At 39.7% G+C, this 24366-nt stretch carries 28 protein-coding genes and 7 tRNA genes; 4 read left to right on the top strand and 31 right to left on the bottom strand.

Translation table 11 applies throughout. From position 1 onward, the window contains the following. Positions 1-21: 21 nt before the first annotated feature. From NST57_RS02860 to xis, 13 genes are all read right to left on the bottom strand, one after another. A complete protein-coding gene (locus NST57_RS02860; RefSeq protein WP_341297996.1) occupies positions 22-303 on the bottom strand; it encodes a hypothetical protein in 282 nt (93 codons plus the stop codon). A 16-nt stretch (positions 304-319) separates the two neighbouring features. Then, positions 320-604: a hypothetical protein gene (locus NST57_RS02855; protein WP_341297995.1), complete on the bottom strand. Its 285-nt coding sequence runs from the start codon at positions 602-604 to the stop codon at positions 320-322. A 76-nt stretch (positions 605-680) separates the two neighbouring features. Then, positions 681-953, bottom strand: a complete 273-nt coding sequence (locus NST57_RS02850; RefSeq protein ID WP_341297994.1) for a hypothetical protein — start codon at positions 951-953, stop codon at positions 681-683. 225 nt (positions 954-1178) lie between these two features. Beyond that, on the bottom strand, positions 1179-3428 hold the full coding sequence (locus NST57_RS02845) for a thioester domain-containing protein (protein WP_341297993.1): 2250 nt from the start codon (positions 3426-3428) through the stop codon (positions 1179-1181). Between the two features lie 107 nt (positions 3429-3535). Beyond that, positions 3536-4216: a hypothetical protein gene (locus tag NST57_RS02840; RefSeq protein WP_341297992.1), complete on the bottom strand. Its 681-nt coding sequence runs from the start codon at positions 4214-4216 to the stop codon at positions 3536-3538. A 70-nt stretch (positions 4217-4286) separates the two neighbouring features. Next, entirely contained in the window at positions 4287-4574 is a 288-nt protein-coding gene (locus NST57_RS02835; RefSeq protein WP_341297991.1) for a hypothetical protein, read from the bottom strand. A gap of 6 nt (positions 4575-4580) precedes the next feature. Then, on the bottom strand, positions 4581-4838 hold the full coding sequence (locus NST57_RS02830; RefSeq protein ID WP_341297990.1) for an ASCH/PUA domain-containing protein: 258 nt from the start codon (positions 4836-4838) through the stop codon (positions 4581-4583). A gap of 254 nt (positions 4839-5092) precedes the next feature. Then, the gene (locus NST57_RS02825) at positions 5093-6193 is read right to left on the bottom strand and encodes a replication initiation factor domain-containing protein (protein WP_341297989.1); all 1101 of its coding nucleotides are present in this window, start codon (positions 6191-6193) and stop codon (positions 5093-5095) included. Between the two features lie 73 nt (positions 6194-6266). Then, positions 6267-7613: an FtsK/SpoIIIE domain-containing protein gene (locus NST57_RS02820; RefSeq protein WP_341297988.1), complete on the bottom strand. Its 1347-nt coding sequence runs from the start codon at positions 7611-7613 to the stop codon at positions 6267-6269. A gap of 15 nt (positions 7614-7628) precedes the next feature. Beyond that, the gene (locus tag NST57_RS02815) at positions 7629-8012 is read right to left on the bottom strand and encodes a YdcP family protein (RefSeq protein WP_144487122.1); all 384 of its coding nucleotides are present in this window, start codon (positions 8010-8012) and stop codon (positions 7629-7631) included. Between the two features lie 351 nt (positions 8013-8363). Further along, the gene (locus NST57_RS02810) at positions 8364-8645 is read right to left on the bottom strand and encodes a hypothetical protein (RefSeq protein WP_341297987.1); all 282 of its coding nucleotides are present in this window, start codon (positions 8643-8645) and stop codon (positions 8364-8366) included. A 58-nt stretch (positions 8646-8703) separates the two neighbouring features. Then, complete coding sequence (locus NST57_RS02805; RefSeq protein WP_080563256.1) at positions 8704-8946, bottom strand: hypothetical protein; 243 nt, start codon at positions 8944-8946, stop codon at positions 8704-8706. 5 nt (positions 8947-8951) lie between these two features. Continuing rightward, positions 8952-9140: an ICEBs1 excisionase gene (gene xis / locus NST57_RS02800; protein ID WP_341297986.1), complete on the bottom strand. Its 189-nt coding sequence runs from the start codon at positions 9138-9140 to the stop codon at positions 8952-8954. A gap of 274 nt (positions 9141-9414) precedes the next feature. Between xis and NST57_RS02795 the strand changes: the two genes are divergently transcribed. From NST57_RS02795 to NST57_RS02785, 3 genes are all read left to right on the top strand, one after another. Then, on the top strand, positions 9415-9795 hold the full coding sequence (locus NST57_RS02795; protein ID WP_019743978.1) for a helix-turn-helix domain-containing protein: 381 nt from the start codon (positions 9415-9417) through the stop codon (positions 9793-9795). Between the two features lie 72 nt (positions 9796-9867). Continuing rightward, positions 9868-10314: an ImmA/IrrE family metallo-endopeptidase gene (locus NST57_RS02790; protein WP_341297985.1), complete on the top strand. Its 447-nt coding sequence runs from the start codon at positions 9868-9870 to the stop codon at positions 10312-10314. A 15-nt stretch (positions 10315-10329) separates the two neighbouring features. Further along, positions 10330-11451, top strand: coding sequence for a tyrosine-type recombinase/integrase (locus NST57_RS02785; RefSeq protein ID WP_335370853.1), 1122 nt, complete (start codon positions 10330-10332; stop codon positions 11449-11451). 124 nt (positions 11452-11575) lie between these two features. On the opposite strand, the gene NST57_RS02780 is transcribed toward NST57_RS02785, so the two are convergent. From NST57_RS02780 to NST57_RS02720, 13 genes are all read right to left on the bottom strand, one after another. Then, a tRNA-Leu gene (locus NST57_RS02780) sits at positions 11576-11659 on the bottom strand. Positions 11660-11706: 47 nt separating this feature from the next. After that, positions 11707-11789: transfer RNA gene (locus NST57_RS02775), tRNA-Leu, on the bottom strand. A 7-nt stretch (positions 11790-11796) separates the two neighbouring features. Continuing rightward, a tRNA-Lys gene (locus NST57_RS02770) sits at positions 11797-11872 on the bottom strand. 32 nt (positions 11873-11904) lie between these two features. After that, a tRNA-Gln gene (locus NST57_RS02765) sits at positions 11905-11979 on the bottom strand. A 25-nt stretch (positions 11980-12004) separates the two neighbouring features. After that, positions 12005-12076: transfer RNA gene (locus NST57_RS02760), tRNA-Glu, on the bottom strand. A 9-nt stretch (positions 12077-12085) separates the two neighbouring features. Continuing rightward, positions 12086-12176, bottom strand: a tRNA-Ser gene (locus NST57_RS02755). A gap of 4 nt (positions 12177-12180) precedes the next feature. Continuing rightward, positions 12181-12255 (bottom strand) — tRNA-Asn (locus NST57_RS02750). A 209-nt stretch (positions 12256-12464) separates the two neighbouring features. Further along, positions 12465-14312 (bottom strand): sigma-54-dependent Fis family transcriptional regulator, encoded by a 1848-nt coding sequence (locus tag NST57_RS02745; RefSeq protein WP_341297984.1) that lies wholly within the window; start codon positions 14310-14312, stop codon positions 12465-12467. A 108-nt stretch (positions 14313-14420) separates the two neighbouring features. Continuing rightward, positions 14421-15800, bottom strand: a complete 1380-nt coding sequence (gene lpdA / locus NST57_RS02740) for a dihydrolipoyl dehydrogenase (RefSeq protein ID WP_142154119.1) — start codon at positions 15798-15800, stop codon at positions 14421-14423. Between the two features lie 18 nt (positions 15801-15818). Then, complete coding sequence (locus NST57_RS02735; RefSeq protein WP_341297983.1) at positions 15819-16949, bottom strand: dihydrolipoamide acetyltransferase family protein; 1131 nt, start codon at positions 16947-16949, stop codon at positions 15819-15821. 17 nt (positions 16950-16966) lie between these two features. After that, positions 16967-18004: an alpha-ketoacid dehydrogenase subunit beta gene (locus NST57_RS02730; protein WP_341297982.1), complete on the bottom strand. Its 1038-nt coding sequence runs from the start codon at positions 18002-18004 to the stop codon at positions 16967-16969. Between the two features lie 20 nt (positions 18005-18024). Further along, positions 18025-19002, bottom strand: a complete 978-nt coding sequence (locus NST57_RS02725) for a thiamine pyrophosphate-dependent enzyme (protein WP_142154115.1) — start codon at positions 19000-19002, stop codon at positions 18025-18027. A 191-nt stretch (positions 19003-19193) separates the two neighbouring features. Further along, positions 19194-19667: a SprT family protein gene (locus tag NST57_RS02720; protein ID WP_142154113.1), complete on the bottom strand. Its 474-nt coding sequence runs from the start codon at positions 19665-19667 to the stop codon at positions 19194-19196. Between the two features lie 99 nt (positions 19668-19766). On the opposite strand from NST57_RS02720, the gene cmpA reads away from it, so the two are divergent. Then, positions 19767-19901: a cortex morphogenetic protein CmpA gene (gene cmpA, locus NST57_RS02715; protein ID WP_142154111.1), complete on the top strand. Its 135-nt coding sequence runs from the start codon at positions 19767-19769 to the stop codon at positions 19899-19901. Between the two features lie 19 nt (positions 19902-19920). Here the strand turns inward: cmpA and NST57_RS02710 are convergent, their stop codons facing one another. The 5 genes from NST57_RS02710 to NST57_RS02690 all read right to left on the bottom strand — a co-directional run bounded on the left by NST57_RS02710 (position 19921) and on the right by NST57_RS02690 (position 24324). Then, positions 19921-22080 carry a Tex family protein gene (locus tag NST57_RS02710; protein ID WP_341297981.1) on the bottom strand — a complete coding sequence of 720 codons (2160 nt, stop codon included), beginning with the start codon at positions 22078-22080 and terminating at the stop codon, positions 19921-19923. Between the two features lie 76 nt (positions 22081-22156). Continuing rightward, complete coding sequence (locus tag NST57_RS02705) at positions 22157-22756, bottom strand: PP2C family serine/threonine-protein phosphatase (protein WP_148944482.1); 600 nt, start codon at positions 22754-22756, stop codon at positions 22157-22159. Then, positions 22756-23544, bottom strand: a complete 789-nt coding sequence (gene sigB, locus NST57_RS02700) for an RNA polymerase sigma factor SigB (protein ID WP_341297980.1) — start codon at positions 23542-23544, stop codon at positions 22756-22758. The genes NST57_RS02705 and sigB overlap by 1 nt, the downstream gene beginning before the upstream one ends. Beyond that, positions 23510-23998, bottom strand: a complete 489-nt coding sequence (gene rsbW / locus NST57_RS02695) for an anti-sigma B factor RsbW (RefSeq protein ID WP_060699685.1) — start codon at positions 23996-23998, stop codon at positions 23510-23512. The genes sigB and rsbW overlap by 35 nt, the downstream gene beginning before the upstream one ends. Continuing rightward, positions 23995-24324: an anti-sigma factor antagonist gene (locus NST57_RS02690; RefSeq protein ID WP_019744215.1), complete on the bottom strand. Its 330-nt coding sequence runs from the start codon at positions 24322-24324 to the stop codon at positions 23995-23997. The genes rsbW and NST57_RS02690 overlap by 4 nt, the downstream gene beginning before the upstream one ends. Between the last annotated feature and the right edge of the window lie 42 nt (positions 24325-24366).

The following is a 24366-nucleotide window of genomic DNA, read 5'->3' as shown; positions in this document are numbered from 1 at the left end:
CTACGCCCCCCTTACTTACATTTAATTTTCATTCTTTTTTTCCAGCCACAAACAATCAAAACTGCAAATCGGCAAAGCAGCAATAGGCGTTTCAACTTCTTCTTTTGGCTCTTCTATTGAAAAGAAGACTCTTAGTTTATAAATGTCTTCACCATCTTCAATTTCTGCCCCAACATCAAACGAGACCGTCCCAGCTTCTACATTTTTACGTACTGCCTTTAAAAATGAACCACTGGGGAAAGTACACCCAACCTTTTTTAGTTCATTTTCAAATTTGGTAATGTTCTCAAAAACAAAAGCCATTTATATCCCCCTTTCATTATTCTTGAAGTTCAAATCCCTGATAAAAAACATCAACATATGTTTCTCCGTCTCTCTCTTCTGGAAACTGGGCTTCAAAATCCACTTGCAAAATAGATTCCTTTCCATCCATTTCAATTTTCTTTCGGACGGTAATCGTTCCAAGAAATTCTTCAATAGTCCTAGCAGACCTAATTTGATCTGTCGCTTCTAACCAGATGCTTTCCCATGCAATTCTAGCCTTTTTTTCAATCTCTCTTAGCTCACTAGCAAATTGCAAACCGTTAGCAAAATTTAAAATCAATGTTTTTCCTCCTTTTTTAGAAACAAAAAAGGACAGTCTTTTGACTATCCTTTAGTGATTACTCCCACGTTTTATATTAATAAACTCTACATCCATCAAATCTTAATCGATATGGCATAAACTCACATTCATTATCCCGATCACATGAAAATTGGACTACTATTATTTTTTCTTCCCCATTAACAGTCAGTGTTCTCTCAACGTTTGGAGGGTCTTCATTCTCCCAATTCGATTCCGAAAAACCTTTGGCTTCTTCATACATTTCTTCACTAACACTAGAGAAACCCAACTTCTCCATTTCTTCTTCATATTGGCTTCGATTTGCTAACATTCCCCACAAAGAAGACATTTTAAAAAACTCCTTTCTATCATAAATTACACTTCAATCCCCCTATTCCCCCGATTCTTCGGGGGACTCCCTCGCCGGTAGGCAGCTCAAAAGGTATGGTGACCTTTTGAGACATTAAAAGGGTTTGGGAACGCTGATTGTTTCAACTTCTTAATGCTCCCTACGGTGCGCTTACCGTTGACACAAGCGATATTCGCATCACCTGTGTTTATTAGTGGTCAGAGTTTAACGAGACATAACCCAATCTAAATCCTTTTTAGTCCATCCTTCTGGCAGACCATTAGGAAATGGATTGTCAGCATATACAGGTTTCAGCAACACTTCATCTTGATCTTTCGTCTTTGAATCCATGTGAGCATACATGGACGCATAAAGCTCCAATTGTTCGGTGACTTCTGTCTTTATTAAATTGACACCCATTGGTTTTGACTTGATTTTCGTTTCGTAATTCCCCAAGTCTGACCAAATCGGAGAATAGAATTTACGACCGCCATCAACCAGATCATACGAAATTCTTTTGTCTTTGCTTTCTACTTGATCATCACTAAACAGGCTGCCTGTGTGTCGTTCCACATTGATATGAGGAAGCTCATACACAAGGTCATAGACTGACGTTTCACCCTGTTTATTGTTAGACACTTTCGTTTGTTCCATGGTGATCAATGAGCGATCACCGCTTTTTTTGTACGTCAAATAACTATCGACTAAACGTGTGGGAACTTCAAAGTCAAATGATGGCTTAATGCTGCCGCCAATTTCATTTTCATAATGAAGATTCACCTTTCGCTTGAATCCATAGCCTGTTTTCTTCTTTTCAATTTTCGCTAATGGGAAAGTAAGTGTTTCATAATAAACCTTTCCTGCTGATGGCGTTTTTTCAGTCATCACAACGCCTTTGTATGACAAATCTTTTTGCTTTTCAGAACTTGCCTTGATCGTTTTTTCGCTCGCTGCATATCCTTCTGTACTCAATTCGGATGCAGCAGTATCAATTTTAAAATCTTTTTTGTTGAAGTCTGTGAATTTCACAGTGTAGAGATTTTTAACAGCAACCTTTAAACCGTCAGATGGTATTGTCATATCTATTTTCTTAGGCAGCTCTTTCGCAGAATATGTCTTAGAAACGATTTTCTTATTCTTCAAGTACAGAGCCACTGTGATTTTCTTTTCTTCAAAATCTTTTAAAGCGGTCTTATAATTCATTACTTTAGACAGATGAACTTTCACAGGTAAACCCTTTGTGGATTTCGCTGTGTAAATTTGCAGTTTATCAAACGATAGCTTTGCCAATGGCTTATCATAATGATAATTGATAACGATATTCTTACCGCCAATCGTTCCACTTTCTTTGTCTCCTGTTGTCTTTACATAACGATACGTGTATTCACCATCCTTAATTGTAGGATGTTTTTCGGTATACTTTACACCACGCACCTTTTTGTACGTCTTAGATTCTTTTATCTTTTCACCTGTGCGATCATCAAAATAATGTACAGTTATAGATCGCTCCAAATTGTAATAGAACTTGATGGTCACATCTTTGCTTAATGTGCCTGTTTTCTTATTTGTGTTCACAGGAATAAATTTTTCTTTCCCTTTTGCGATGGATTTTTTAGGCGAAAATGAATACGTTGAACCTATGTTTCTTGTATAGCTCTCCTTTTCCATAACTTCTCCAGAGTATTTATCAATGTGCTGCACATTGATTTTCTTCTGACGCACTTCAAACCCCACTGACAAATTTATATTTGGTTCTGGGTCAGTCAACAGGCCAGAACCAAGCCTCTGATATTTTGAACTTGAAGCAGTGAACAAAATAGATTGATATTTACCAAGAGAAGGCTTTAATTTTTCATATTTTAAGTCTTTTCCGTAATCAAGAGGAGCAGTAAAATGAAAACTTTCTCCTCCAGTAATCTTAACTTTTTTATTAGAAAACTTTTTCCCATCATAATGCAAAGTTACTTCTTTTGGGATGTTTAGAGTAATTGAATTCTTCTTATCGGCTTTAAAGATAATTTTCTCAGTCTTTTGTACATTTCCTTCTAAGTAGCTTTGCACTTTTTCCTTTGAAAACTTGATACTAGTTGATGGAACATCTTTTTTCTTAGCATGTTCCATCAGTTTCTTGTATCCTGGTATTCTTTCACGTCCAGATGAATGATTGTTGTTCATAACAGAATCTAAAGCAATTGTTGTGGCAACAAGACCTGTATCATTGTTACCTACTTCGTTTTCTACTCCACCGTACCCATAATAAAGAATTGCCCTAACCTGTTCATTCTTATAAGCATTACCTCCCCCATAAGATGTACCTGTTGGAGGTGAAATCTTAGCATGATCGAGACAAAAAGCGATCTCTCCATTCACTCTAAATTTCCCAACAATATAATCACCATATTTTGCTTGCCCTAAATACTCTACTTTAGGTGATGAAGCCTTTAAAGTGGAAGTGAATACAACACCAGCTAGCAAGACTGATATAATAGATAATCCAACAAGAATTAGCTTCTTTATAATTTCATTCCTCCTTTTGATTCCAACAAAAAAGGCATTCGTTTATACGAATACCTAAAACTTACTTATTCCCAAGAATCCCAAGTGTTTCCGCCACTATCAATTTCCCCAGAATCTTTATGATCCCATTTTTTATTTTCTAAGTCCTTACCGACCTTATCCCAATCAGTACCGCTATTTGTTTTCTTTTGAGAATCATTAGAAGGAGTTTTTTTCGGCACTGTTTTAGATTTTTTCGGAGTGTTGACCTTCCGTTCCGAAACTGTATTATTTTTAGAACCACCATTACTTACATAGTTCTTTTTTGTCTGAACATTTTTTGAAGGACTAGAAGAACCAGTTGTATTTCTATATACTTTCGTTTGTTGTTTTTTCACAGGAGCTTTACTAACACTACTATTGTTATTCTTTTTCGGTTCACTGGCAGCAACGATTCTTTCTTTTTGTTGTGGCTGCTGCTGATCACTAACGACCTGTTTTTGCTGCTTTTCGACTTTCTTTACCTTTTTAGGCTTTTCCTTCTTAACTTCTTTTATCTCTTTTAATTCCTTCTTCTTCACTTGTTCTTTTTTCGGTTTTAGTTCCTTAGTTTCCGTCGTCTTTGTTTCTTTTACAACAGTAGCTGTTTTTGGTTGCTCTTTATCTTGTGTCTCCTGCTTTGCGTTAGCAGCAGAGAACCCCCAAATAGTTCCACCAACTAAAACGCCCGCCAACCCTAGACTAATTACAACTTTTTTCGCTTTCATAGTCTCCCCGACTCCTTCTTTTTACGTTTTACCCTTACTACAATTATACCATTTCTTGTAGTATTTTACATCAAAAAATTTGGTTTTTTTCCAAATAATTGATGTAATTTACTACCTTTCTATATACCTGCCGAACACTACTTTTATCAAGAAATACCTTTGTACTAGTCATTCTTCCATCTTTCATAAATTTAGTTTTATAGAAAGAATACCTATATTCAGTAAAACCTTTTATACGTTCTCCCTCCACAACCAAAAACCACTCACGACTAATCTGTCTTACATAAACCTTAGAAGGAACACCAACCATAAAACCCAAATTAAATAGTCTATGATCTAACCCTTTCCATTGGCCCATGTTACCTCACACAGCTTGATCCAATTTAAGTCTTTTAAAATTCAAGACAACATAATTATCTTTCTGTTCAAAGGACGTTATGAAAGTGATCCTCCCCAAAACAAGCCTTCCTGTATACTGTCCGTCCTTATATTCACGCAAACGAAGGATATCACCTACTTGAAATTCTCTGTCATTTTTTCGAATTTCAAAGCCCTTTATCCCTGTCTTTACTGCCCAAAAATATTGCGGCATTATTTTAAGGTCATGTACTGTTTCATTCAAAATAATCCCTCCCTTTCATCAAAACAAAAAGGACAGTCTTTTGACTATCCTTTAAGAACTCTTCCCCCTAGTCCCCCACTCATGGGGGACTCCCTCGCCGGTAGGCAGCTCAAAAGGTGTGATGACCTTTTGAGACATTAAAAGGGTTTGGGGGCGCTGATTGTTTCAACTCCTTAATGCTCCCTACGGTGCGCTTACCGTTGACACAAGCGATATTCGCGTCACCTGTGTTTATTTGCAGTAAGCACCTAAAATCAAACCACCATTTCATGAATTGGCGTTAAATAGGTGTCTAGCATTTTTTCGTGCTTTTCCTGCAATTCTGCATTAAAAATCATATTCAATATATCACTATCTCCTAAAGCTCCGTCTTCTGCATTTAAAATCACGTCTAATAGACGACTATTCCCTAATGATCTATCTGCTTCAAGAATCATCCTCATAGTAGGAGCACAACTATTTTGAAGCCAATTCCTTGATTTTTCATAAAAATCTTTTTTAGGTTCAATAGTTAATTGCAACTTTTCAACATCACCAATAAATTTCAGCCAAAAAGGACTGGTTTTCCTCTTTCTTTTATCCTCTTCCCCATTCTCTTCTACAAAGCGAATACAGTTGCTAATAATTCCAATTGCGATCTTTTTCAGATTGCGATCTGCTATTAATTCACATACTGCTGAATGCGCTCGTTCAGATTTAAGTCGAATTTCATATCTATTCCACTTCTCTAAATCATCATAAGATAAATTAAATTTATCAGCCTGCTCATAATTCTTTTCATAGAAACAGAGATAGGATTCAGATTTTTTAGAACCAAAATATATTGTCGTTCCTGCCGAACTTCCGTCCGCTATTTGATTTGAGCCATTGTTATCAACTCTTCGATACCTAGAAACACATAATCCCTTTTGAACTCTTTTCAAGAGGTTAGGTATAGAAAAATAAGTTTTCTTGTCATCAATTGCTATATCTAGTCTTGTAAAACTCCCTTTTTCATTTAAACAATCTTGAAAGAAATCGAACCAAGTTTTCTTTCTACATTCGAGAAAAGATTCAAACTGACGACATCCCTTACCCGATAATTCAATTAAAGTTCCTCGGTCATCACCTGGCGCACTATAGAAGACCTTGATCATATCCATTCTCCAAGTTCCTATATATCCGTAAAAGCCCCTCGGCTCTTCTGTCATAAAATCTTTATGAATATGTAGGACGTTTTGGATGATATGGTCAATATCATGTGTTTTGAAACTAATTCGAACATAGTCAACCATTGATGTTAATTGACTTTTTTCTTCTTCTTTTTTCCGTAGAACCCCCCTGTTAGCATGGGGGGGTTTCACTTTCCCCGTCATTCGCTGCGCTCACTCCTCCTAAGTCACTTCGGGCGCTTTCGCTGCCGCTTGCGGCTGTCGCCGCCTGCGCGCCCTACGCTCCTTTAGCAAGTCGGATTTCCTCTATGAAATCATATCCATTTGGTATCAAAGGGCTATAAAATTCCATTATGTTTCCTGTACCTGCATAAGCGTATCCTCTACCTTTAATATCCTTTTCAACGAATTTTTTATCAGTATCACCAAACAGCATGGCATAACCAGTTTCGGACATTTTTCCCAAAGATACTCTAAAATTAAACTGATCTCTTATTCCGTCAGCAAAATATTTTGCGTCTGGTCTTTGAGCACCAGCCACGAGGAAAAAACCCGCTTGTCTGCCAAGCATCACTATTTGTTTAATATCTTGTATTACACTTTCTCTTTCTTTAAAATCAAGCATATCCACAAATGCTACAAACTCATCAAATACAATAAAGACAGGCTTATAACCTAAGAAAGCATAGTTCTTTCCTGTCCTATAATTATGATGATTTTTCATTTCATCCATCCTTCGCATCATGTCCTCAACGGACTTCCGCAAAGTCATCATAATACCGTTCTTACGAGAAAAAACCTTTCCCTCGAGAACTTCTTCTAAATCTGCCAAATCCGCATTTTTCGGGTCTAATATACGAACGTCCGCCCCAGAAGCAACAAGAGACTTCACAAGCGTAAGTATAAAATACGTTTTCCCACCACCTGTACCACCGCTAATAAGCATATGCGGCAGCTTATCAAACTCCCATTTAATATGCTTCATTAATGTCATAGACCCTTTTTCAACTATGGCTTCATTAATCCCTATGCGGTTTCTACCCGCATTGTAAAGCAACTTGTAGGTATAAAAGCCATCTTCCATATCTGTAGACACTAAATCACAAAAGAACCCATTTTCGAATTCCTTCCCTAATTCCATAAATCTAGACTGGAACCTGCTCATATCCATTGCAATCTTGATAATGATATGACCGTCTTTCACCCTATAATAAAACCTAGGGAAATATGTGATTTTTTGAACCATCCTACCTGTGATACGGCTTTTCACGCTTTTACTCTCATAAAACTTATTTGACAAAATCATTCGTGAAATTTTTTGACGATGATAAATTTTTTTGAATTTCTGCTTACGGAACATGTAAAGCCAACCAAGTAAAATAGCTGTTGGAATAACAATTGACACAGATAAACTTGTAACAATTAACGGAACATTAAAAGTTAAGTTTTGAAATGTATGTTCTATACCTTTTTCATATAGAACCCAAAGATGCTCTTTCCAGAACATGATCATAAGCAACAAAAAAACAGGCACACTAATTAATGCACCTGTTTTCACCACGTTATTTTTATGTCTAGGACGAATCTTTGTCCCTTTATACTTCCATAGCTTAGAAATGGTCATCCACCCCTAACACTATTACTTTTTATCATTTGTTGCTGGGGCTGATGGTGTTACTTTTGCAGTATTAGCATTTGAACCCTTTTGCACAATATCATCAGCGACAACAGTCCACGCTAAATTAGCAAAGTTTCCATTGGCACGAGCTTGTGCCTGGATAATCGGGTTTACCAATTCAACATCACTCATAAAATCGAACTCTTTAAGTTCGACCGCTGCTGGTACTGTAACTTCGATCTGACCACCTTGGCAACTAGACCCTAGATTATAAGTTCTTGATTCCAATTGATCCGTTCTTTGTTGACGCACTCGATCATAAACGAATCGTTCACGATTAAAGCCCATAAATTTTACTTCACCGAAAGTTTCTTTAATATTAGGTACAATAAATTTCAATTCCATTATAAGTTCTCCTTTTATGCGTGTTCATCACGTTTTTATTGGTTTATTAAAAAATAAAATCGCTCCGACTCTGTCATCATGGCGCTTATCAGTCGCTCACAGCATAGCCAGTCATGGCAACCTAGTAGACCATTTATGATCATCAAGCTGCTTACAGCTATTTCGCACGCTTCTTCTAGCCTGCTTCGGCATTATTAAACATGATTGCCGTTAATCGTCAAATACTCACGCATGACATTTCATTCAAGAAGCCTTATAATAAAATTGTCTAGGTTTTATTATCGGCGTTCTTGATTCAGTCAAGGGCGCTTTTTTTGTCTGTATGTATTTTTCAAGGAACATCATTCCTTTTTAAACAGATACTCCACTTACATATGGGCCATTCAAAAGAATAACTTTTGGTTTACCACCAAATATGACTGGTGATTCGTCAACAAGAGGCATCCTAAAATAATGCGTCGGCTTCCCCTCTGAATAAAACGTTTGTCTAAACCATTGATCAAATTCCTCATATTCTTTGTGCATTGACTCATCAATCTTTTTTTGAATTACTGCTGCTAGAGCAAATGTAATTGGTTCTTTTTCATTTTCAAACCTTTTTAAGGATTGATTGAAAAATTCTAAAAGGCTCAATTACTTCACAACCTCTCTTTTATCTCTCACGCTTTATAGTGGTGTAAACTCACACTATTCATTTAGCGAGAAGAGAAGAAATTTCTTGCATTCCGACATTATAATGTTTTTTTATTCTGCGAAACGACATCCCTTTTAGTAACAACTTTTCAATTACTTCTCGTGTCAGTGGCTGTGATAAATAATGGTCTATGTACACATTATTTAGTGCCATTTTCATTCTTGCCGACCAGTTGCCTTCTAAAGTTTTTGCGAGTAAAACAGCTTTACTCATAAATTTGTGAGTATCTTGTAACTTCATGTTTATCACCCAGTCTTTACTTCCTCATTATAGAAATAAGCCTTTTCAAAGATAGCTTTATTTACTCTACCTCTAATTACCTTATAACCTTGCTTCTGCATTTCCCTATTTAACTCTCTAATAATTTCATAAGATTTTGCTTGTTTTACTTTGAGGATGTGTTGAATATCCTTGGCTGTTAAAAAGTCTTTCATTTTTTTCACCTCTTCCAGAATAAAATCAACCCTTCGTGTAAATACTTTATTAAAATACACTAATCGTTTACTTTAATATAAAAAAACAACTTTTCGTGGAGTTTATATGTTTTTTCATCCCATTTTGTAAACGATTAGTTGACTATGTAATAAGAATAAAACAACTTTTAGTTTACGTCAACACTTTTTATAAACTTTTCGTTTACTTTAATGGGAAAATAAACGTTTTGTTGTATTATATAAATCATAATCAACTTTTCGTGGAGTGAAAATAATGACATTAGGTGAGAGATTAAAATTTGTTAGAGCACAAAAAAAATGGAGTCAAGAATATGCTGCTGAAAAAATAGGTATATCAAAAGCCGTATTATCCAATTATGAAAGAAATTACAGAGACCCAGATACAAACACATTAAAGAAAATAAGCGAAATTTATAACGTTTCAACTGATTTTTTATTAGGCAGAGATGAAGATGAAGATATTAGTGATCCGGTCTTAAGTGCAGCTTTTAAAGAAGCGATTGAGGAATTAAAGGATGAAGATACATTACTATTGATGAAAAGTGGCAATATAGATGCTGAAACAGCCACTCTCATAAAAAAAGCTTTAAAAAATGGAATTAGACTTGTAGATGAAATGAAAAAGAAAGAGTGATCGCATATCTATACTACTAAAGGAATTAAACACAAGGTTATTTCGCTATTAAAAGATTTTAAAACAAATAATGTGTATACCATCTGCGAACAATTAAATATTTCTATTCTTACTCATCCTTTAGGAAACGCGAACGGATTCCTTCAATACTACAAGGAACAAGATGTTTATCTAATCCATATAAATAACGATTTAGAAGAAAAAGATTTCATCATAGCTCATGAACTCGGACACTATTTTCTTCATAAAACCTTAAACACCTTTAGAATATCTAATTGTTCAACTGCACTTGAAGATAAATTAGAACACCAGGCTGACATTTTCGCTACTGAGCTACTTTTAACAGATGAAATGGTTATGAATGCTTATCCTCAAATTCAAAACTGGTCTCTAGAGCAAGCAGCAACCTTTTACAAATTACCTATTACAGCTATTCAATATAAATATTCACAAATGCAATTGTTATCGAAAAAACGAACTGAGAACCGTTCTAACAATTATTTTAACCTCGCCTTTTAACGGAGGTTGGTTTTATTGATTAAAGAACTCGATAATGGTCAGTGGCTTGTAGATGTAAGTCTTGGCATTGACCCTATTACTGGTGAGAGAATTCGAACAAGACGTAAAGTTTTGACAGAAAAAGAAGCCGAAGATTTAGAAGTAAGAATCAAAAGCGAGTACGAAAAAGATCATTTTGTTCAGAAAGAAAAAATGGAATTCTGCGATTTATTGAATCTGTTTTATGAATATAGTGAGGCTGCACACAAAGGAACTTATCCCGAAAATATGATGTACTCTATAAATAAGCATATTCTTCCTTACTTTAAAAAAAGCATTCTACAAAGAATAAGAAAAAAAGACATACTAAACTTTAGAAAACACCTTCAATCTAAAACAGAAAAAGAAAAAAAATTAAGTAATAAAACAATTAACAATATCATGACCATATTAAATCAAATCTTCAACGTTGGAATTTTAGAAGAGGCTTTGACATCTAATCCTTGCGACAATATAAAAAGATTACCCAAAGAGCATAAAAAAATGAAATTTTGGACTCCACAAGAGTTTAAAGATTTTCTTAGCCTAATCCCTGGAGATCAATTACTATTCAAAACATTCTATACAACAGCTTATTTAACTGGAATGAGGTGTGGAGAGTTGTTGGGTCTTACATGGATAGATATTGACAGATATAAAAAAGAGATAGATGTCAACAAAGCCTCAACATTTATCAATGGAGAACATGTTTTAATTGAACCCAAAACAAAAACCTCTATAAGGCGAATAAGCATAAACAAGAAACTTTTAGATTTATTAGATCAATGGAGACAAGAACAAGAAAAGCTTTTTGATGATCTAGGTATTTCTCATTCAGACGAAACATTCATTTTTCAATATAAAGATACACCATCTAGAAAAGATATTTTCTCACGAAAAATTAAATATTTCTGTCAAGAAGATGAGAATTTAAAAGTAATCAGATTACACGATTTAAGACATTCACATGTCGCACTACTCATTGATCAAGGAGAGGAATATCACACAATCAAAGAACGATTAGGGCATGCATCTATAAGAACAACAATAGATGTATATGGACACTTATTTCCAAACAAACAAAAATCCATGGCTGATAAATTAGATGACATTATTTAAAAATATCAAATTCAAACAAAATATGCCCACTTAGATAAAGTAAGTGGGCACGTTTTGGGCATTTACGTGAAATACTATAAATAAATAAAAATACCAAAGGTCTATAAACCCTTGGTATCATTGATGCGGCCGAGAGGACTTGAACCTCCACGGGTTATTCACCCACTAGGCCCTCAACCTAGCGCGTCTGCCATTCCGCCACGACCGCGTGTATGATGTGCTCATATATTCATAAGTGCACTGTTTAAAAAACAATGCGGGTGAAGGGACTTGAACCCCCACGTCATAAAGACACTAGATCCTAAGTCTAGCGCGTCTGCCAATTCCGCCACACCCGCGTGACAATGGTGAGCCATGAAGGACTCGAACCTTCGACCCTCTGATTAAAAGTCAGATGCTCTACCAACTGAGCTAATGGCTCATCTGCTATGCAGAAAAACATATATAAAAAAATGGCTGGGCTAGCTGGATTCGAACCAACGCATGACGGAGTCAAAGTCCGTTGCCTTACCGCTTGGCTATAGCCCAACGAATCAACATAAAAAAGAAAACATGACCCGTACGGGATTCGAACCCGTGTTACCGCCGTGAAAGGGCGGTGTCTTAACCGCTTGACCAACGGGCCATAAAATTATGGCGGAGAAGGAGGGATTTGAACCCTCGCGCCGCTTGCGCGACCTACACCCTTAGCAGGGGCGCCTCTTCAGCCACTTGAGTACTTCTCCATTATGGCTCCGCAGGTAGGACTCGAACCTACGACCGATCGGTTAACAGCCGATAGCTCTACCACTGAGCTACTGCGGAATAATAAGACATGTTTCATTATATATATGCCAGAAAAATGTGTCAAGAATTTTTAAGCTTTTCATTCCTGCTTCATTTGCGACGGCTTTTATAATTTAACATATACTAATATAACAGTCAAGCCTTTTTCCATGCCATTTGTTTAACTTGGCAGAAAGCCCCTGACCTCTTCACATAGACCAAGGGCCTTGATGCAGCCTTTCATGAAATTAAGACAGATGAAACTTTCGCATCCACTTATAAAAAGTACTTCTTGGCACTCCTGCGAGCCTCGCTGCTTCTGACACATGACCTTTCGTTTTATGCAGTGCATCAATCACTGTTTGCTTTTGAATGCGCTCCCTGAATGTGAGTTCTTTTGAAGTCTCGGTATACTCCGCTGGATGCAGCTTCTGCTTTTTCTGATCAATCGCCTCTAAAACTGAAGCATATTGCGATTCACCAATCCATCCGCCTTTCGGATAGAGGACCCTTAGATGTTCAAACAGGTTAAAAAGCTCTCTTATGTTTCCTGGCCAATGATACGCCTGTAATTTCTGAAAAAATGATTCAGGAAACGCTGCATTCCAGTGGTGCTTCTTTTGGTAATAACGATATAAATCATGAATGTCTTCTTTTCTTTCTCTAAGCGGCGGGATATTGATCGGATAGACATGAAGACGGTAATACAAGTCTTCTCGTATTTTTCCTTCCTTCAGCAGTTCGTTCATATTACGGTGAGTCGCTGTAATGATTCGAATATCCAAAGGGATTTCGTGTGTCCCGCCGAGCGGTACGACTGCCCTTTCTTCTATCACTCGAAGAAGCGCTATTTGCATCGCATATGGGATTTCGCCTATTTCATCTAGAAAGAGTGTTCCTTTATGGGCTTGTTCAAATTTCCCTTTAGCTCCGTGACGTTTTGCTCCTGTAAAAGCACCTTCAGCATAGCCAAACAGCTCACTTTCTAACAGGCTTTCAGGAATGGCTCCGCAATTAACAGCAATAAACGGCCCTTTATGCCTTTCACTGGCGGAGTGAATGGCTCTAGCGGCGAGTTCCTTCCCTGTCCCTGTTTCTCCCCAAATATACACATGAGCATCTGTTTGTGCCGCTCTCTTCATCTCACTAAGCGTCTGTTGAAATACCTTACTTGTTCCTGATTCCCCGGGAAATTGAGCAAAAGAAACGGTAATGCTGCTTTTCGCTGCTTCTTCAAGAGAAAGGGATATACCTAGCACCATCCCGTCTTGCTCTGATTGAATGATCTCCTTTCCCCGAATAACAAATGAATGATCCTTAAGCCGATCAACATCCATTCCATGCCAGTCTGAAAATCGATCTCTAATCGACCTGCTGGCAGACACAATTTGCTTTTTTTCATTACAGACCACATACGGTTCATCTGCTTCCACCTGCTGGAGACAATGAGTGATCAGTTCCATCTCTCTCCTTTTTTGCTCGACTTGAATTTCTCTCTCTATGGCATAAGCAACCGTTGAAGCCATTCCAAGCATAAAAGGGTGCTTGTTATCCGTCATACAGGAGATATCAATCACCCCTATGATCGTACCGTCCGCATCGCGAATTGGAGCAGCTGAACAACTCCAATGATGAGAGGCGATAGAAAAATGCTCCGTTCCGTTGATCGTCACCGCTTCTCCGATGACGAGTGCCGTTCCGATCGCATTTGTCCCTACATCTGTTTCAGTCCAGCGTGAACCCTCCATAAAATTAATTCTTCTGGCTTCCACCATCGTTCTTTCGCTTCCTGTCAGACTTAGCACATAACCATCTGCATCGATGAGTAAGGCCAGCATATCAGAATCTTTTAATTGCTGATTGATTTTATTTAAGTAAGGAAGAGCCGCATTTAGGAATAATGAATATTTCTTTTTTTGGGCACTGAATCGTTCCTTTTCTAACAACGACTGTCCTTTATCTAAATACGGATTCACATTTGCCTGTTTACACCTGTGCCATGATTCTGCCACTCTCTTATTCAGACGAGACTGATCAAGCAAACCTTCACGAACAAAACGTTTCCACGTATTTAAATAACAAGGCGTCGGATTCATTCCATCCTCTCCTCTGGGGGCTTTTTATTCATTATAGATAAACATAAAAGCGCTTTCAATTATCATTGGCTAACCCAAGAAGTCAATCGGATAGAAAAGGAGTCTTGTTCAGCAGTGCACCGCTCGGCCAATCGTTTGCAACAAGGCTTCGTGTATCGCCTCTGACAGTGTCGGATGTGCCGCAATAAACTGCTCTAATGTATCAGCGGTCAACTCTGCATGCATCATCACCGCCGCTTGTCCAATCATTTCTGTTGCATTCGGTCCAATGATTGAAACGCCTAATATTTCTTGATATTGCGGCTCTACAATGACCTTTACGTGACCGGCTGGTTGATTTAAGATTAATGCTTTTCCATTTGCAGAAAATGCACATGTCCCTATCCGAATCTCCTCATATTGTTTTCTAGCACTCTCTTCATTTAAACCAACACTCGCGATTTCTGGAGAGGTGTAGATGCACCTCGGAATCACTTGTTCATTGACCTTTAGATGTTCACCTGATGCATGGGAAGCCGCAACCGTCCCTTCATGAAAGGCAGTATGAGCAAGCTGGACACCACCTGTCACATCACCGCACGCATAGATATGCGGGAGATTGGTTTGCATATGTTCATTGACGTAGATTCCGTTTCTATCAAATTCAATTCCAATCTGATCAAGATTCAACTCTCCAAGTTGCGGAGTTCTGCCAATCGCCACTAAGCAAAGATCCGACTGGATGTCACAACGTTCTCCTTGATTATTCTCCACCACTACTTTTCTTGAAGAGGAATCAAGCTGTTTGACTGCGGCGGACGTCAAAATGTTTACACCCGTTTCTTCGAGCTGCTCGTGAAGACATTGTGCTGTATCACGATCTTCTTCTGGTAAAATGTGCACTGCCCGTTCAACCATAACAACCTTTGATCCCATTCTGCTAAAGATGCTCGCAAACTCACAGCCAATCACCCCGCCCCCAATGATACAAAGTGAATCTGGGATCGAAGAAAGTGACATGGCGTCCTTGCTGTGAATGATCCATTCGCCATCAAAAGGTGCAAACGGTAAAGCCGCAGGCACAGCCCCTGTTGCAATAATGATTTGTTTTGCTTGAATGATTTCAGACTTCCCTTCACTTTCTATGAATAGCTCATGTGCTGATAGAAATGAAGCCTTCCCATTTACCACGGTAATTTTGTTTTTATTCATCAAGTAACGAACACCATCAGTGAGCTGCTTGACGACAGACTGTTTCCGCTTTTGGACAGCATTCCATTGCATGATAGGCTCATGTTCTGGAAGCTCAATTCCAAAATGTCCAGCCGATTTCACATGCTCATACATATCGGCGCTTTGCAAAAGTGCTTTGGTCGGGATACAGCCTTCATTGAGGCAGGTACCTCCCAGCTTACCTTGATCAATTAACACAACCTCCCTGCCAAAACGGGCGGCTGTTATGGCCGCCACATAACCTGCTGGGCCGCCTCCTATAATGACCAGTGTCATGGTACATTCACCTTCTTCCTATAAAAGAATGGATATTGGTTCTTCTAAGTGTGCTTTGACCGTTGATAAAAATGCAGAGGCAGGCGCCCCGTCCAGCACGCGGTGATCAAACGTAAGACTGAGTGGTAGGATGGTCCCTTTGCACAATTCATCCTCTCGATAAACAGGGGTGTCATACATTGTTCCGACACCAAGGATCCCCGCTTCCGGCGGATTCAAAATTGGTGTGAAATGCTCTACACCATACGCTCCAAGATTGGTGATGGTAAAGGTAGAACCTTTGATTTCGTCATGTAGAAGCTTTCCTTCACGTGCTTTTTTACCATACAATTTAATGCCCTTCGCCAGCTCTATCAGTGTTAACCGCTCCGCATGCTGAATGACCGGTACAGCCAATCCGTTATCTAACGCAGCAGCAATCCCAAGATGAACATTCTCAAAGGTTTCGACAACTCCGTTATGATATTGACTGTTCATCGCAGGATGTTCTAACAACGATAGGATCGCTGCTTTGGCTACAAAATCGGTGATGGTCAACTTTGTCTCGTAACGTGCGATGGCTGTTTCATTCAGCTGTTGTTGTAGGTTTGTCAGTTTTGTCACGTCCGCTTTCATCGTAATGGTTAATTGTGCACTTGTTTGCAGGCTTTCCATCATTCTTGAGGCAATTGTTTTCCGCATCATGTTAATAGGCTGATGCTCTGGCTCGTTTTGTTTTTTCTCTTTCCGTTCAGGTAGCGCATGAAGCACATCCTCTTTCGTAATTCTTCCACCTGGTCCTGTCCCCACCAGTGTATCAATGTCTAGGTTTGCACTATTCGCCATTTTACGGGCAACAGGGGAGATTTTTTTTCTCTCTTTCTTTGGTTTTGACTGGATTTCTTTTTCTTTCTTTCTCTCCACCTGTTCATTTCCTTCACCGATATAGCAGATGACCGTGCCAGGTGGTACACCTTCTCCCTCAGGTACTTTTATATCCAATATGGTTCCTTCAGCAGGTGATTCAATCTCCATTTCAATTTTTTCGGAGTTGATGCTTGCAATGCTTTCTCCTTTATTTACGGTCTCACCGACCTCTTTATTCCAGACAGATACCGTTCCTTCTTTCATCGACATGCCCAATTTAGGCATCACAACTTCGACAGCCATCTCTCTCTCTCCTTTCTCTAGTTCAAGATCTTGTCATGACTCTTGCCAATCATCTCTAATACGGTGTTCACAACTTTATCGGGTGTTGGCAAATATATATCTTCAAGAGGTGGTGAAAATGGCACCGGTGTATGAGGAGCCGTCACTTTTTTGATTGGCGCGTCAAGTAAATCAAATCCTTTATCTGCAATCAAAGAAGAGATATCTGCGGCAATTCCGCATCTTGGATTTGCTTCATCGACAATGACAAGTCGATTTGTTTTTTCTACTGAAGTCAGAATGGCTTCTTCATCGAGCGGTGACAAACTTCTTGGATCAATCACTTCCGCTTCAATACCTTGAGCAGACAATTGCTCTGCTGCTTCGAGTGCTGTATGCACTTGTTTGCCTACTGCAAAGATGGTTACATCAGATCCCTCTCTCTTCACATCTGCTTTACCAAGCGGCAGTGTGTAATACCTTTCCGGCACATCTCCTGTGATATTGTAAAGTGTCTTGTCTTCAAAAAAGATGACAGGGTCCTGATCCTCGATGGCTGCCAGCAGCAGCCCTTTGGCATCATATGGTGAAGAAGGCACAACTACTTTCAAACCAGGGATACTTGTAAATAGCGCATACAAACTTTGTGAATGCTGGGCAGCTGCTCTAAAACCCGCCCCATGTGTCGTTCTAATCGTGATAGGCACCTCTGCTTTTCCGCCAAACATGTATCGAAATTTTGCGCCTTGGTTCAGCACTTGGTCCAAACAAGTACCGATAAAATCATTAAACATGAGTTCAGCAATTGGTCTTAGCCCTGTTGAAGCAGCTGCCATGGCCGCACCTATATAGCCAGCTTCACTAATCGGTGTATCAAGGACACGTTCACGCCCAAATTCCTGAACAATCCCTTTTGTTACACCAAGAACACCGCCCCATGCTTCATCATCCTGTAAGTGATCTACATGAGCACCTCCCGCAACATCTTCCCCCATTAAAATGACATCTCCGTCTCTTCTCATTGCCAGTTTAATCGCTTCATTCAAAGCACTAGACATGCTGATTTCTCTTGTCATTTCCCTCTCTCCTTTCAGATTTATTGATACGAAACATACACATCAGTTAGCAATTCAGCATGATCTGGATATTCACTTTCTTCACTGAATCTCACGGCTTCATCTATCGCTTCTGCTACAGACGCTTCAATACTTGATATTTCTTGATCTGTTAGCAGCTGCTGCTTTAATAATTCATTTTTAAAAAGAGTGATGGCATCTTTCTCTTCTTGATGTTCGGTTTTTTCTTGATTGGTTTTGTAGCGCTGAGCGTCTCCTTCAAAATGACCATAGTTCCGATATGTCATGCATTCAATCAATGTCGGACCTTCTCCATTTTTTGCTCGTTCTATCGCTTGTTCTGCTGCTTGATAAACAGCTGTCACATCTTTTCCATCCACTTGAATACCCGGAATACCATAACTGGCGGCTCGATCCACAATCGATTTGCAGCTTGAAGCATACGAAAATGGCGTCGCTTCCCCGTAACCATTGTTTTCTGCGATGAAAATGACTGGCAGTTTCCAGATAGCGGCGAGGTTGATTCCTTCGTGAAAAGTCCCTTGATTGTTAGCACCATCCCCAAAAAAGCAAACGCTTACATTATCTTTCTTTTTATATTTAGCCGTGAGGGCTGCCCCGCACGCAAGTGGAAAGCCGCCCCCAACAATTCCGTTGGCACCGAGCATTCCTTTATCAAAATCTGCAATGTGCATAGATCCACCTTTACCTTTACAAAGACCTGTGGCTTTTCCATAGATTTCTGCCATCATTCCTTTTAGATCACAGCCCTTAGCGATACAATGACCGTGGCCGCGGTGTGTACTTGTAATACTGTCTTGTTCATTCAGATGAGCGCAGACTCCTACAGCTACAGCTTCTTCACCAGCATAAAGATGGACAAAACCTGGCAAGATCCCCTTTGTAAAAAGCGTGTGTACTTGATCTTCAAATTGGCGAATTTCCTGCATTTTTCGATACATCCAAACGGCTTTTTCTTTTGTAAGTGCCATTTCCATGATAAAACCTCCTACCTTTTTTGCTTGCACTTCTATACAAGCAAAAATCGTGCCAACATCATGGCGCTTGAAAACTTAGGATTTGAGCGATTCACACCGATCAAAAAAGAGACAAAATGAGACTTGCGTCTCTATTTGTCTCAATATGTCTACTTCATCTCACAAAAAAAGCATCCCAAAAGGAATGCTTATCACTCTGAACCAATTGTACGCTGCCATTTTAATTTTCCTTTGCAGACGCCGCACACATAACGAGAGGTATCAACTCGCCTTTTCCTGATAAAATACTGACCGCATCCTGTGCAAACATATTCTTGCCGCTTCTGTCCACGTCGTTTATTTTGTACGGTCTTCAGCGGAGTACAAAAGCGCGGGGCTCCTACTTGCTGCAAGAGCTCACGAAAATCCCGGTCCCGATGCTGATAGCCTTTCCCCTCAAGATGCAGATGATAATGACACAGCTCATGCTTGATGATTCCGATTAATTCTTCTCGTCCATGTTCTTCTAGGTATCGGCGGTTCAGTTCGATATTATGTGTTCCAAGTAAATACCGCCCGCCTGTCGTTTTGAGACGGTCATTAAAAACAGCTTGATGGCGGAATGCCTTACCAAAGTACTGCTCAGAAATATGTTCTGTTAACTGTTGTAACTCGCTCTCCTTCAATCAAGATCGTTCCTTTCTATAAAAACCTCGAACAGGACAATTTCCCCTTTGCATACATTGAAGGTACACCCACTGTTTTGATCAAAGGAGGAATGGGCGATGCCCAACTGGCTGAAAAATCAGATGCAGAAAGCATTTTATGAGAAAAATCATTATCAAATCAAATTGCTCAATCAATGCTGGTACTTCTACAGAAAAAAACATTCAGTCGCATCAAGGCACACCCCATCCTGAGGTGCGCCTCGTTTTTTGTTTACTCTGGTTTCAGCATGGAGAGGGCAACGCGGCCTTTTGCCTGATCAACGGAGTCCACCCATACAGTCACAATATCACCAACTGATACAACGTCAAGCGGATGCTTCACAAAACGGTTGCTTAGCTTTGAAATATGGACAAGCCCGTCCTGCTTGACACCAATATCAACGAATGCGCCGAAGTCTACGACGTTTCTTACCGTTCCTTGCAGCTCCATTCCTTGCTTCAAATCCTCTAATTTCAATACATCTGTTTTGAGCAGCGGCTTTGGTACTTCATCGCGCGGATCACGTTCAGGTCTTGTGAGCTGATCAATGATATCTTGAAGAGTGATTATACCAATTTCAAGCTGCTCTGCTGCTTCGTCCAGCTTCACCTCAGCAATTTTCTCTTTTAACTGTTCTGTTCCAAGATCGTCTGGCGTCATGTTGATCATGCGTAAGAACTGTTTTGTTTCTTTATAGCTTTCAGGGTGAATACCCGTGCGGTCAAGTGGATCTTGTCCATCTGTGATGCGCAGGAAACCGATACACTGCTCATAAGTTTTGGCTCCAAGTCTTGGAATGTCCTTTAGTTCTTTTCTGCTTGTGAATCTCCCAATCTCTTCGCGGCGCTTGATGATATTTCCTGCGACGGCTTTTGAAAGACCTGATACATATTGCAGCAGCGCCTGTGAGGCCGTATTGACGTTCACACCGACTTGGTTGACAACCGTCTCCACCACGAAGGTTAACGAGCTGTTTAATTGCTTTTGACTCACATCGTGCTGGTATTGCCCCACTCCGACAGATTTTGGATCAATTTTCACAAGCTCTGCTAATGGGTCCTGCAACCTTCTGGCGATAGAAATGGCACTTCTTTCTTCCACTTGCAAGTCAGGAAACTCTTCTCTTGCCAGCGCAGATGCAGAGTATACACTTGCCCCTGCTTCATTCACGATCAAATATGAAACTGGCTGGTCCAGCTCTTGGATCAAGTCTGCGATGAATTGTTCGGTCTCTCTTGAGGCTGTTCCGTTTCCGATCGCAATGACTTCAATGTTGGATGATTGAATGATTTCTTTCACTTTTTGTTTGGCTTCTGCTTTTTTCTGTACAGGCGGATGCGGGTAAATGACGCCAATATGATGGACTTTGCCTGTATCGTCAACAACGGCTAATTTACAACCTGTACGAAACGCAGGGTCCACCCCAAGTACACGTCTTCCTTTCATCGGCGGTTGAAGAAGGAGCTTTCTTAAGTTTTCAGCGAAAATATGAATGGCTTGTTCCTCTGCTTTTTCTGTCAGCTCTTTTCGTATTTCCCGTTCAATTGAAGGTTGAATCAGGCGTTTATATGAATCATCAATGGCCGCTTCAATGTAAGGTCTCGCCGTCGTTTGCTTGCCTTTTAAAACTTGTTTATCGAGGTAGAAACGAATATTTTCAGCAGGTGGTTCGATGGCTGCTTTCAAAATTCCTTCTTTCTCGCCTCGGTTGACCGCGAGTACACGATGAGGCACAATTTTTTTAATCGGCTCTTGATAGTCGTAATACATTTCATAGACGTTTTTCTCATCGTTTTCAACGTCTTTTCCTGATGTGACAAGACTTCCCTTTTGGTACGTCTCGCTGCGAATCCATTTCCGCATATCAGGATCATCCGCAAGCTGTTCAGCAATGATGTGCTGGGCGCCCTCCAGTGCTTCTTCTGCTGTTGTGACTTCTTTTTCTTCATTGATAAAAGCCGATGCTTTCTTTTCAATATCATCGTTTGGCAGCTTCAGTAAATATTCCGCCAGCGGCTCAAGCCCTTTTGCTTTGGCTACATTTGCCTTTGTTTTACGCTTTTGTTTAAATGGACGGTATAAATCTTCGACCTCTTGCAGCTTATGCGCCTGTTCGATTTTCTGTTTTAATTCATCTGTTAATTTGTCTTGTTCAGCGATTAAGCGAATCACTTCTTCTTTTCGATTCGTCACATTTTGGATATATGTATAGCGTTCAGAAATGGTTTGAATTTGCACTTCGTCTAGTGAGCCTGTCTGCTCTTTCCGGTAACGTGCAATAAACGGGACGGTGTTGCCATCCTCTAATAGCTGGATCACACTTCCAATTTGTTTTGTTGAAAGCTTTAATTCTGTCGCAATTTGTTTTAATAAAAAGTCAGATGTCTTCATACTTTGCATCCTCTCACTGTGTCTTCTCTTTTAGTGTATCAAAAAAACCGGCAAAACAGAAAAAAGGTCAGCTATTTCATGTAAGCTGACCAAGTACATAGGTGAGATCGTCCTTCTTGTCTTGTGTGTATGATTCAAGTTGTTTGGCAATGTCTGCAACGGAATGGCTATGCTTTAAACACATTCGCATGTTTGGCACATTCAGTCCGTCTGAATACATAATGAATGTCGATCCTTTTTCGTAGGAATAGGTATATGTTTTATATTTTCTAGGTTTACCTGATAGATATCCTGATGTCGGAAGTGGATAAATATAGTCGCCAGAAGGTGCATTCAAGATAAATCGAATATTGCCAACCGAACAATAGGTAAACTGCTGCTGGGAAAAATTCACCTTCAATATGGCCACAGTGGCTCCGCGTTTATTTTTCATGGCCTGATTGCATCTATCAATGAGGGTTGTCACATCCTCATGTCCATATTCTTCGACAATTTCGCTGACTAAAGAAGATGATTCATTGGCGAACTGGCCGCTGCCTAATCCGTCTGCTACAGCACAAATTAGTTCTTCATCATCTGCTTTAATAAAAAAACTGTCCCCGCAGCATGATTTTCCTTCTTTATTCGATTGATAGATAATGGCGTTTACATGCTCATGCTGTTCGATCTGCTTCATTACCCTAGCTCCATAGACGCATCTTCTGACAATGCATCTCGTAGCTTTTTCACTGCCTTCCGCTGCAGCCTTGATACATGCATTTGAGATATGCCGAGTAAATCGCCTGTTACTTTCTGGCTCTTATTTTGCAAATACGTGAGGTTGATGATTTCTTTTTCTCTATCTGTCAGAACGTGAAGCACACTTTCTAGCATCATTTTTTGGTTCACACGTTCGTACCCTTCTTCTTGTGAGCCGACAACATCTAAAATCGTCACGGTGCTTCCTTCAGAATCAGCCTCTACGCCTTGGTCAACAGACAGCGCTTGATAGCTTTTGCCCATCTCCATTGTTTCAAGCACTTCTTCTTCTGTTACATCTAGATATTCTGCAATTTCTTGTACTTTAGGTGACTTTTGGGTTTCTGTTGTTAGGTGATCAACCGCCATTTTAATTCTTGGTCCAAGTTCTTTTATCCTTCTTGGTACATGGACACTCCATGTTTTATCACGTAAAAAGCGTTTGATTTCCCCGATAATAGTTGGAATGGCAAATGCCTCAAATGATTTACCGACAAGTGGGTCATAACGTTTTATTGCGCCGAGTAAACCAATCATTCCAACTTGTCTTAAATCCTCATGAAAGCTTTTTCCTTTAGAATATTTCTTTGCGAGCATATCCACAAGGTTTGTATAAAACTCAACTAGCGTCAGCTGCGCCTGCTCGTCTTGATTGGATTGATAGCTTTGAATGAGGCGATCCACTTCATCTTTAGTTAGTTTCATAGTTTTGGATGGTTGTGTCATGGTCAACTCGCTCCCTGTTTAAAAACTTTGTCATCGCCACGGTAACTCCGGAGTTTGCTTGCACCTCGACTTCATCCATCAATGTTTGCATTAAGTATAAACCAAGACCTCCTTCTGCCAATTGATCCACCGTATGAGCAGATGTGTACGGCCCTAGGTCTTCCTGCTTTTGCTTAAAGTCAAAGCTACCGCCCTTATCAGCGACAACGATTTCTAGACGATCTTCATAGACAAGAAAGCGAACCGCTACCTCTCCATCTTCGCCATCTTCACCTTTATAGGCATGCTGAACTGCATTTGTACACGCCTCACTGACGGCAATTTTCAAGTCCTCAATCTCTTCGTAGGCATAGCCCATCCGGCTTGCAACGCCTGAAAGAGTCAGACGAATGATGCCTACGTATTCTGGTTTCGCCGGTATTTTCATCTCGATTAGATCTACTGATTCGTTCATTGTACCCCACCCTCTGACTTTGCAGAAATGTCAATGATGTCCTTTAGTCCAGTGATTTCAAACAATCTGACAAGCCGATCCGACAAGTTCTCAAGCTTTAATGATCCTCCCGCTTTTTGAGCCGCTTTGAACAGCCCAACAAACACACCTAAACCTGTACTATCCATGTAAGTAACGTCCTTCAGACAAATGTCAAGATGCTCTCCTTGTTCTGCTTTGGGCATAAGGGTTTCTCTCAGCTCAGGAGCAGAGTACACATCGATTTCTCCGCTGACACTAATTTTCGTCTTATGATCTATTTGATGCTCTTTTACAGACATATTCATTATGCATTCACCTCGAAATTCTTGTTTCCTAAAGTTTTATAT

The organism is Bacillus sp. FSL M8-0077 (assembly GCF_038050255.1).
Taxonomy (GTDB): domain Bacteria; phylum Bacillota; class Bacilli; order Bacillales; family Bacillaceae; genus Bacillus; species Bacillus altitudinis.
This window is presented reverse-complemented; position numbering and strand designations above follow the sequence as displayed.

Bases quoted from the DNA above. Each gene is read 5' to 3' on its own strand.
- NST57_RS02725 (WP_142154115.1), bottom strand. From the start codon at position 19,002: ATGGAAATGGCACTTACAAAAGAAAAAGCCGTTTGGATGTATCGAAAA.
- NST57_RS02850 (WP_341297994.1), bottom strand. From the start codon at position 953: ATGTCTTCTTTGTGGGGAATGTTAGCAAATCGAAGCCAATATGAAGAA.
- NST57_RS02820 (WP_341297988.1), bottom strand. From the start codon at position 7,613: ATGACCATTTCTAAGCTATGGAAGTATAAAGGGACAAAGATTCGTCCT.
- xis (WP_341297986.1), bottom strand. From the start codon at position 9,140: ATGAAAGACTTTTTAACAGCCAAGGATATTCAACACATCCTCAAAGTA.
- NST57_RS02690 (WP_019744215.1), bottom strand. From the start codon at position 24,324: ATGAATATGTCTGTAAAAGAGCATCAAATAGATCATAAGACGAAAATT.
- NST57_RS02705 (WP_148944482.1), bottom strand. From the start codon at position 22,756: ATGAAGCAGATCGAACAGCATGAGCATGTAAACGCCATTATCTATCAA.
- cmpA (WP_142154111.1), top strand. From the start codon at position 19,767: ATGCCCAACTGGCTGAAAAATCAGATGCAGAAAGCATTTTATGAGAAA.
- NST57_RS02835 (WP_341297991.1), bottom strand. From the start codon at position 4,574: ATGGGCCAATGGAAAGGGTTAGATCATAGACTATTTAATTTGGGTTTT.
- NST57_RS02735 (WP_341297983.1), bottom strand. From the start codon at position 16,949: ATGGCTGTCGAAGTTGTGATGCCTAAATTGGGCATGTCGATGAAAGAA.
- rsbW (WP_060699685.1), bottom strand. From the start codon at position 23,998: ATGAACGAATCAGTAGATCTAATCGAGATGAAAATACCGGCGAAACCA.
- sigB (WP_341297980.1), bottom strand. From the start codon at position 23,544: ATGACACAACCATCCAAAACTATGAAACTAACTAAAGATGAAGTGGAT.
- NST57_RS02745 (WP_341297984.1), bottom strand. From the start codon at position 14,312: ATGAATCCGACGCCTTGTTATTTAAATACGTGGAAACGTTTTGTTCGT.
- NST57_RS02815 (WP_144487122.1), bottom strand. From the start codon at position 8,012: ATGGAATTGAAATTTATTGTACCTAATATTAAAGAAACTTTCGGTGAA.
- NST57_RS02710 (WP_341297981.1), bottom strand. From the start codon at position 22,080: ATGAAGACATCTGACTTTTTATTAAAACAAATTGCGACAGAATTAAAG.
- lpdA (WP_142154119.1), bottom strand. From the start codon at position 15,800: ATGACACTGGTCATTATAGGAGGCGGCCCAGCAGGTTATGTGGCGGCC.
- NST57_RS02730 (WP_341297982.1), bottom strand. From the start codon at position 18,004: ATGACAAGAGAAATCAGCATGTCTAGTGCTTTGAATGAAGCGATTAAA.
- NST57_RS02840 (WP_341297992.1), bottom strand. From the start codon at position 4,216: ATGAAAGCGAAAAAAGTTGTAATTAGTCTAGGGTTGGCGGGCGTTTTA.
- NST57_RS02795 (WP_019743978.1), top strand. From the start codon at position 9,415: ATGACATTAGGTGAGAGATTAAAATTTGTTAGAGCACAAAAAAAATGG.
- NST57_RS02825 (WP_341297989.1), bottom strand. From the start codon at position 6,193: ATGACGGGGAAAGTGAAACCCCCCCATGCTAACAGGGGGGTTCTACGG.
- NST57_RS02805 (WP_080563256.1), bottom strand. From the start codon at position 8,946: ATGAAGTTACAAGATACTCACAAATTTATGAGTAAAGCTGTTTTACTC.
- NST57_RS02860 (WP_341297996.1), bottom strand. From the start codon at position 303: ATGGCTTTTGTTTTTGAGAACATTACCAAATTTGAAAATGAACTAAAA.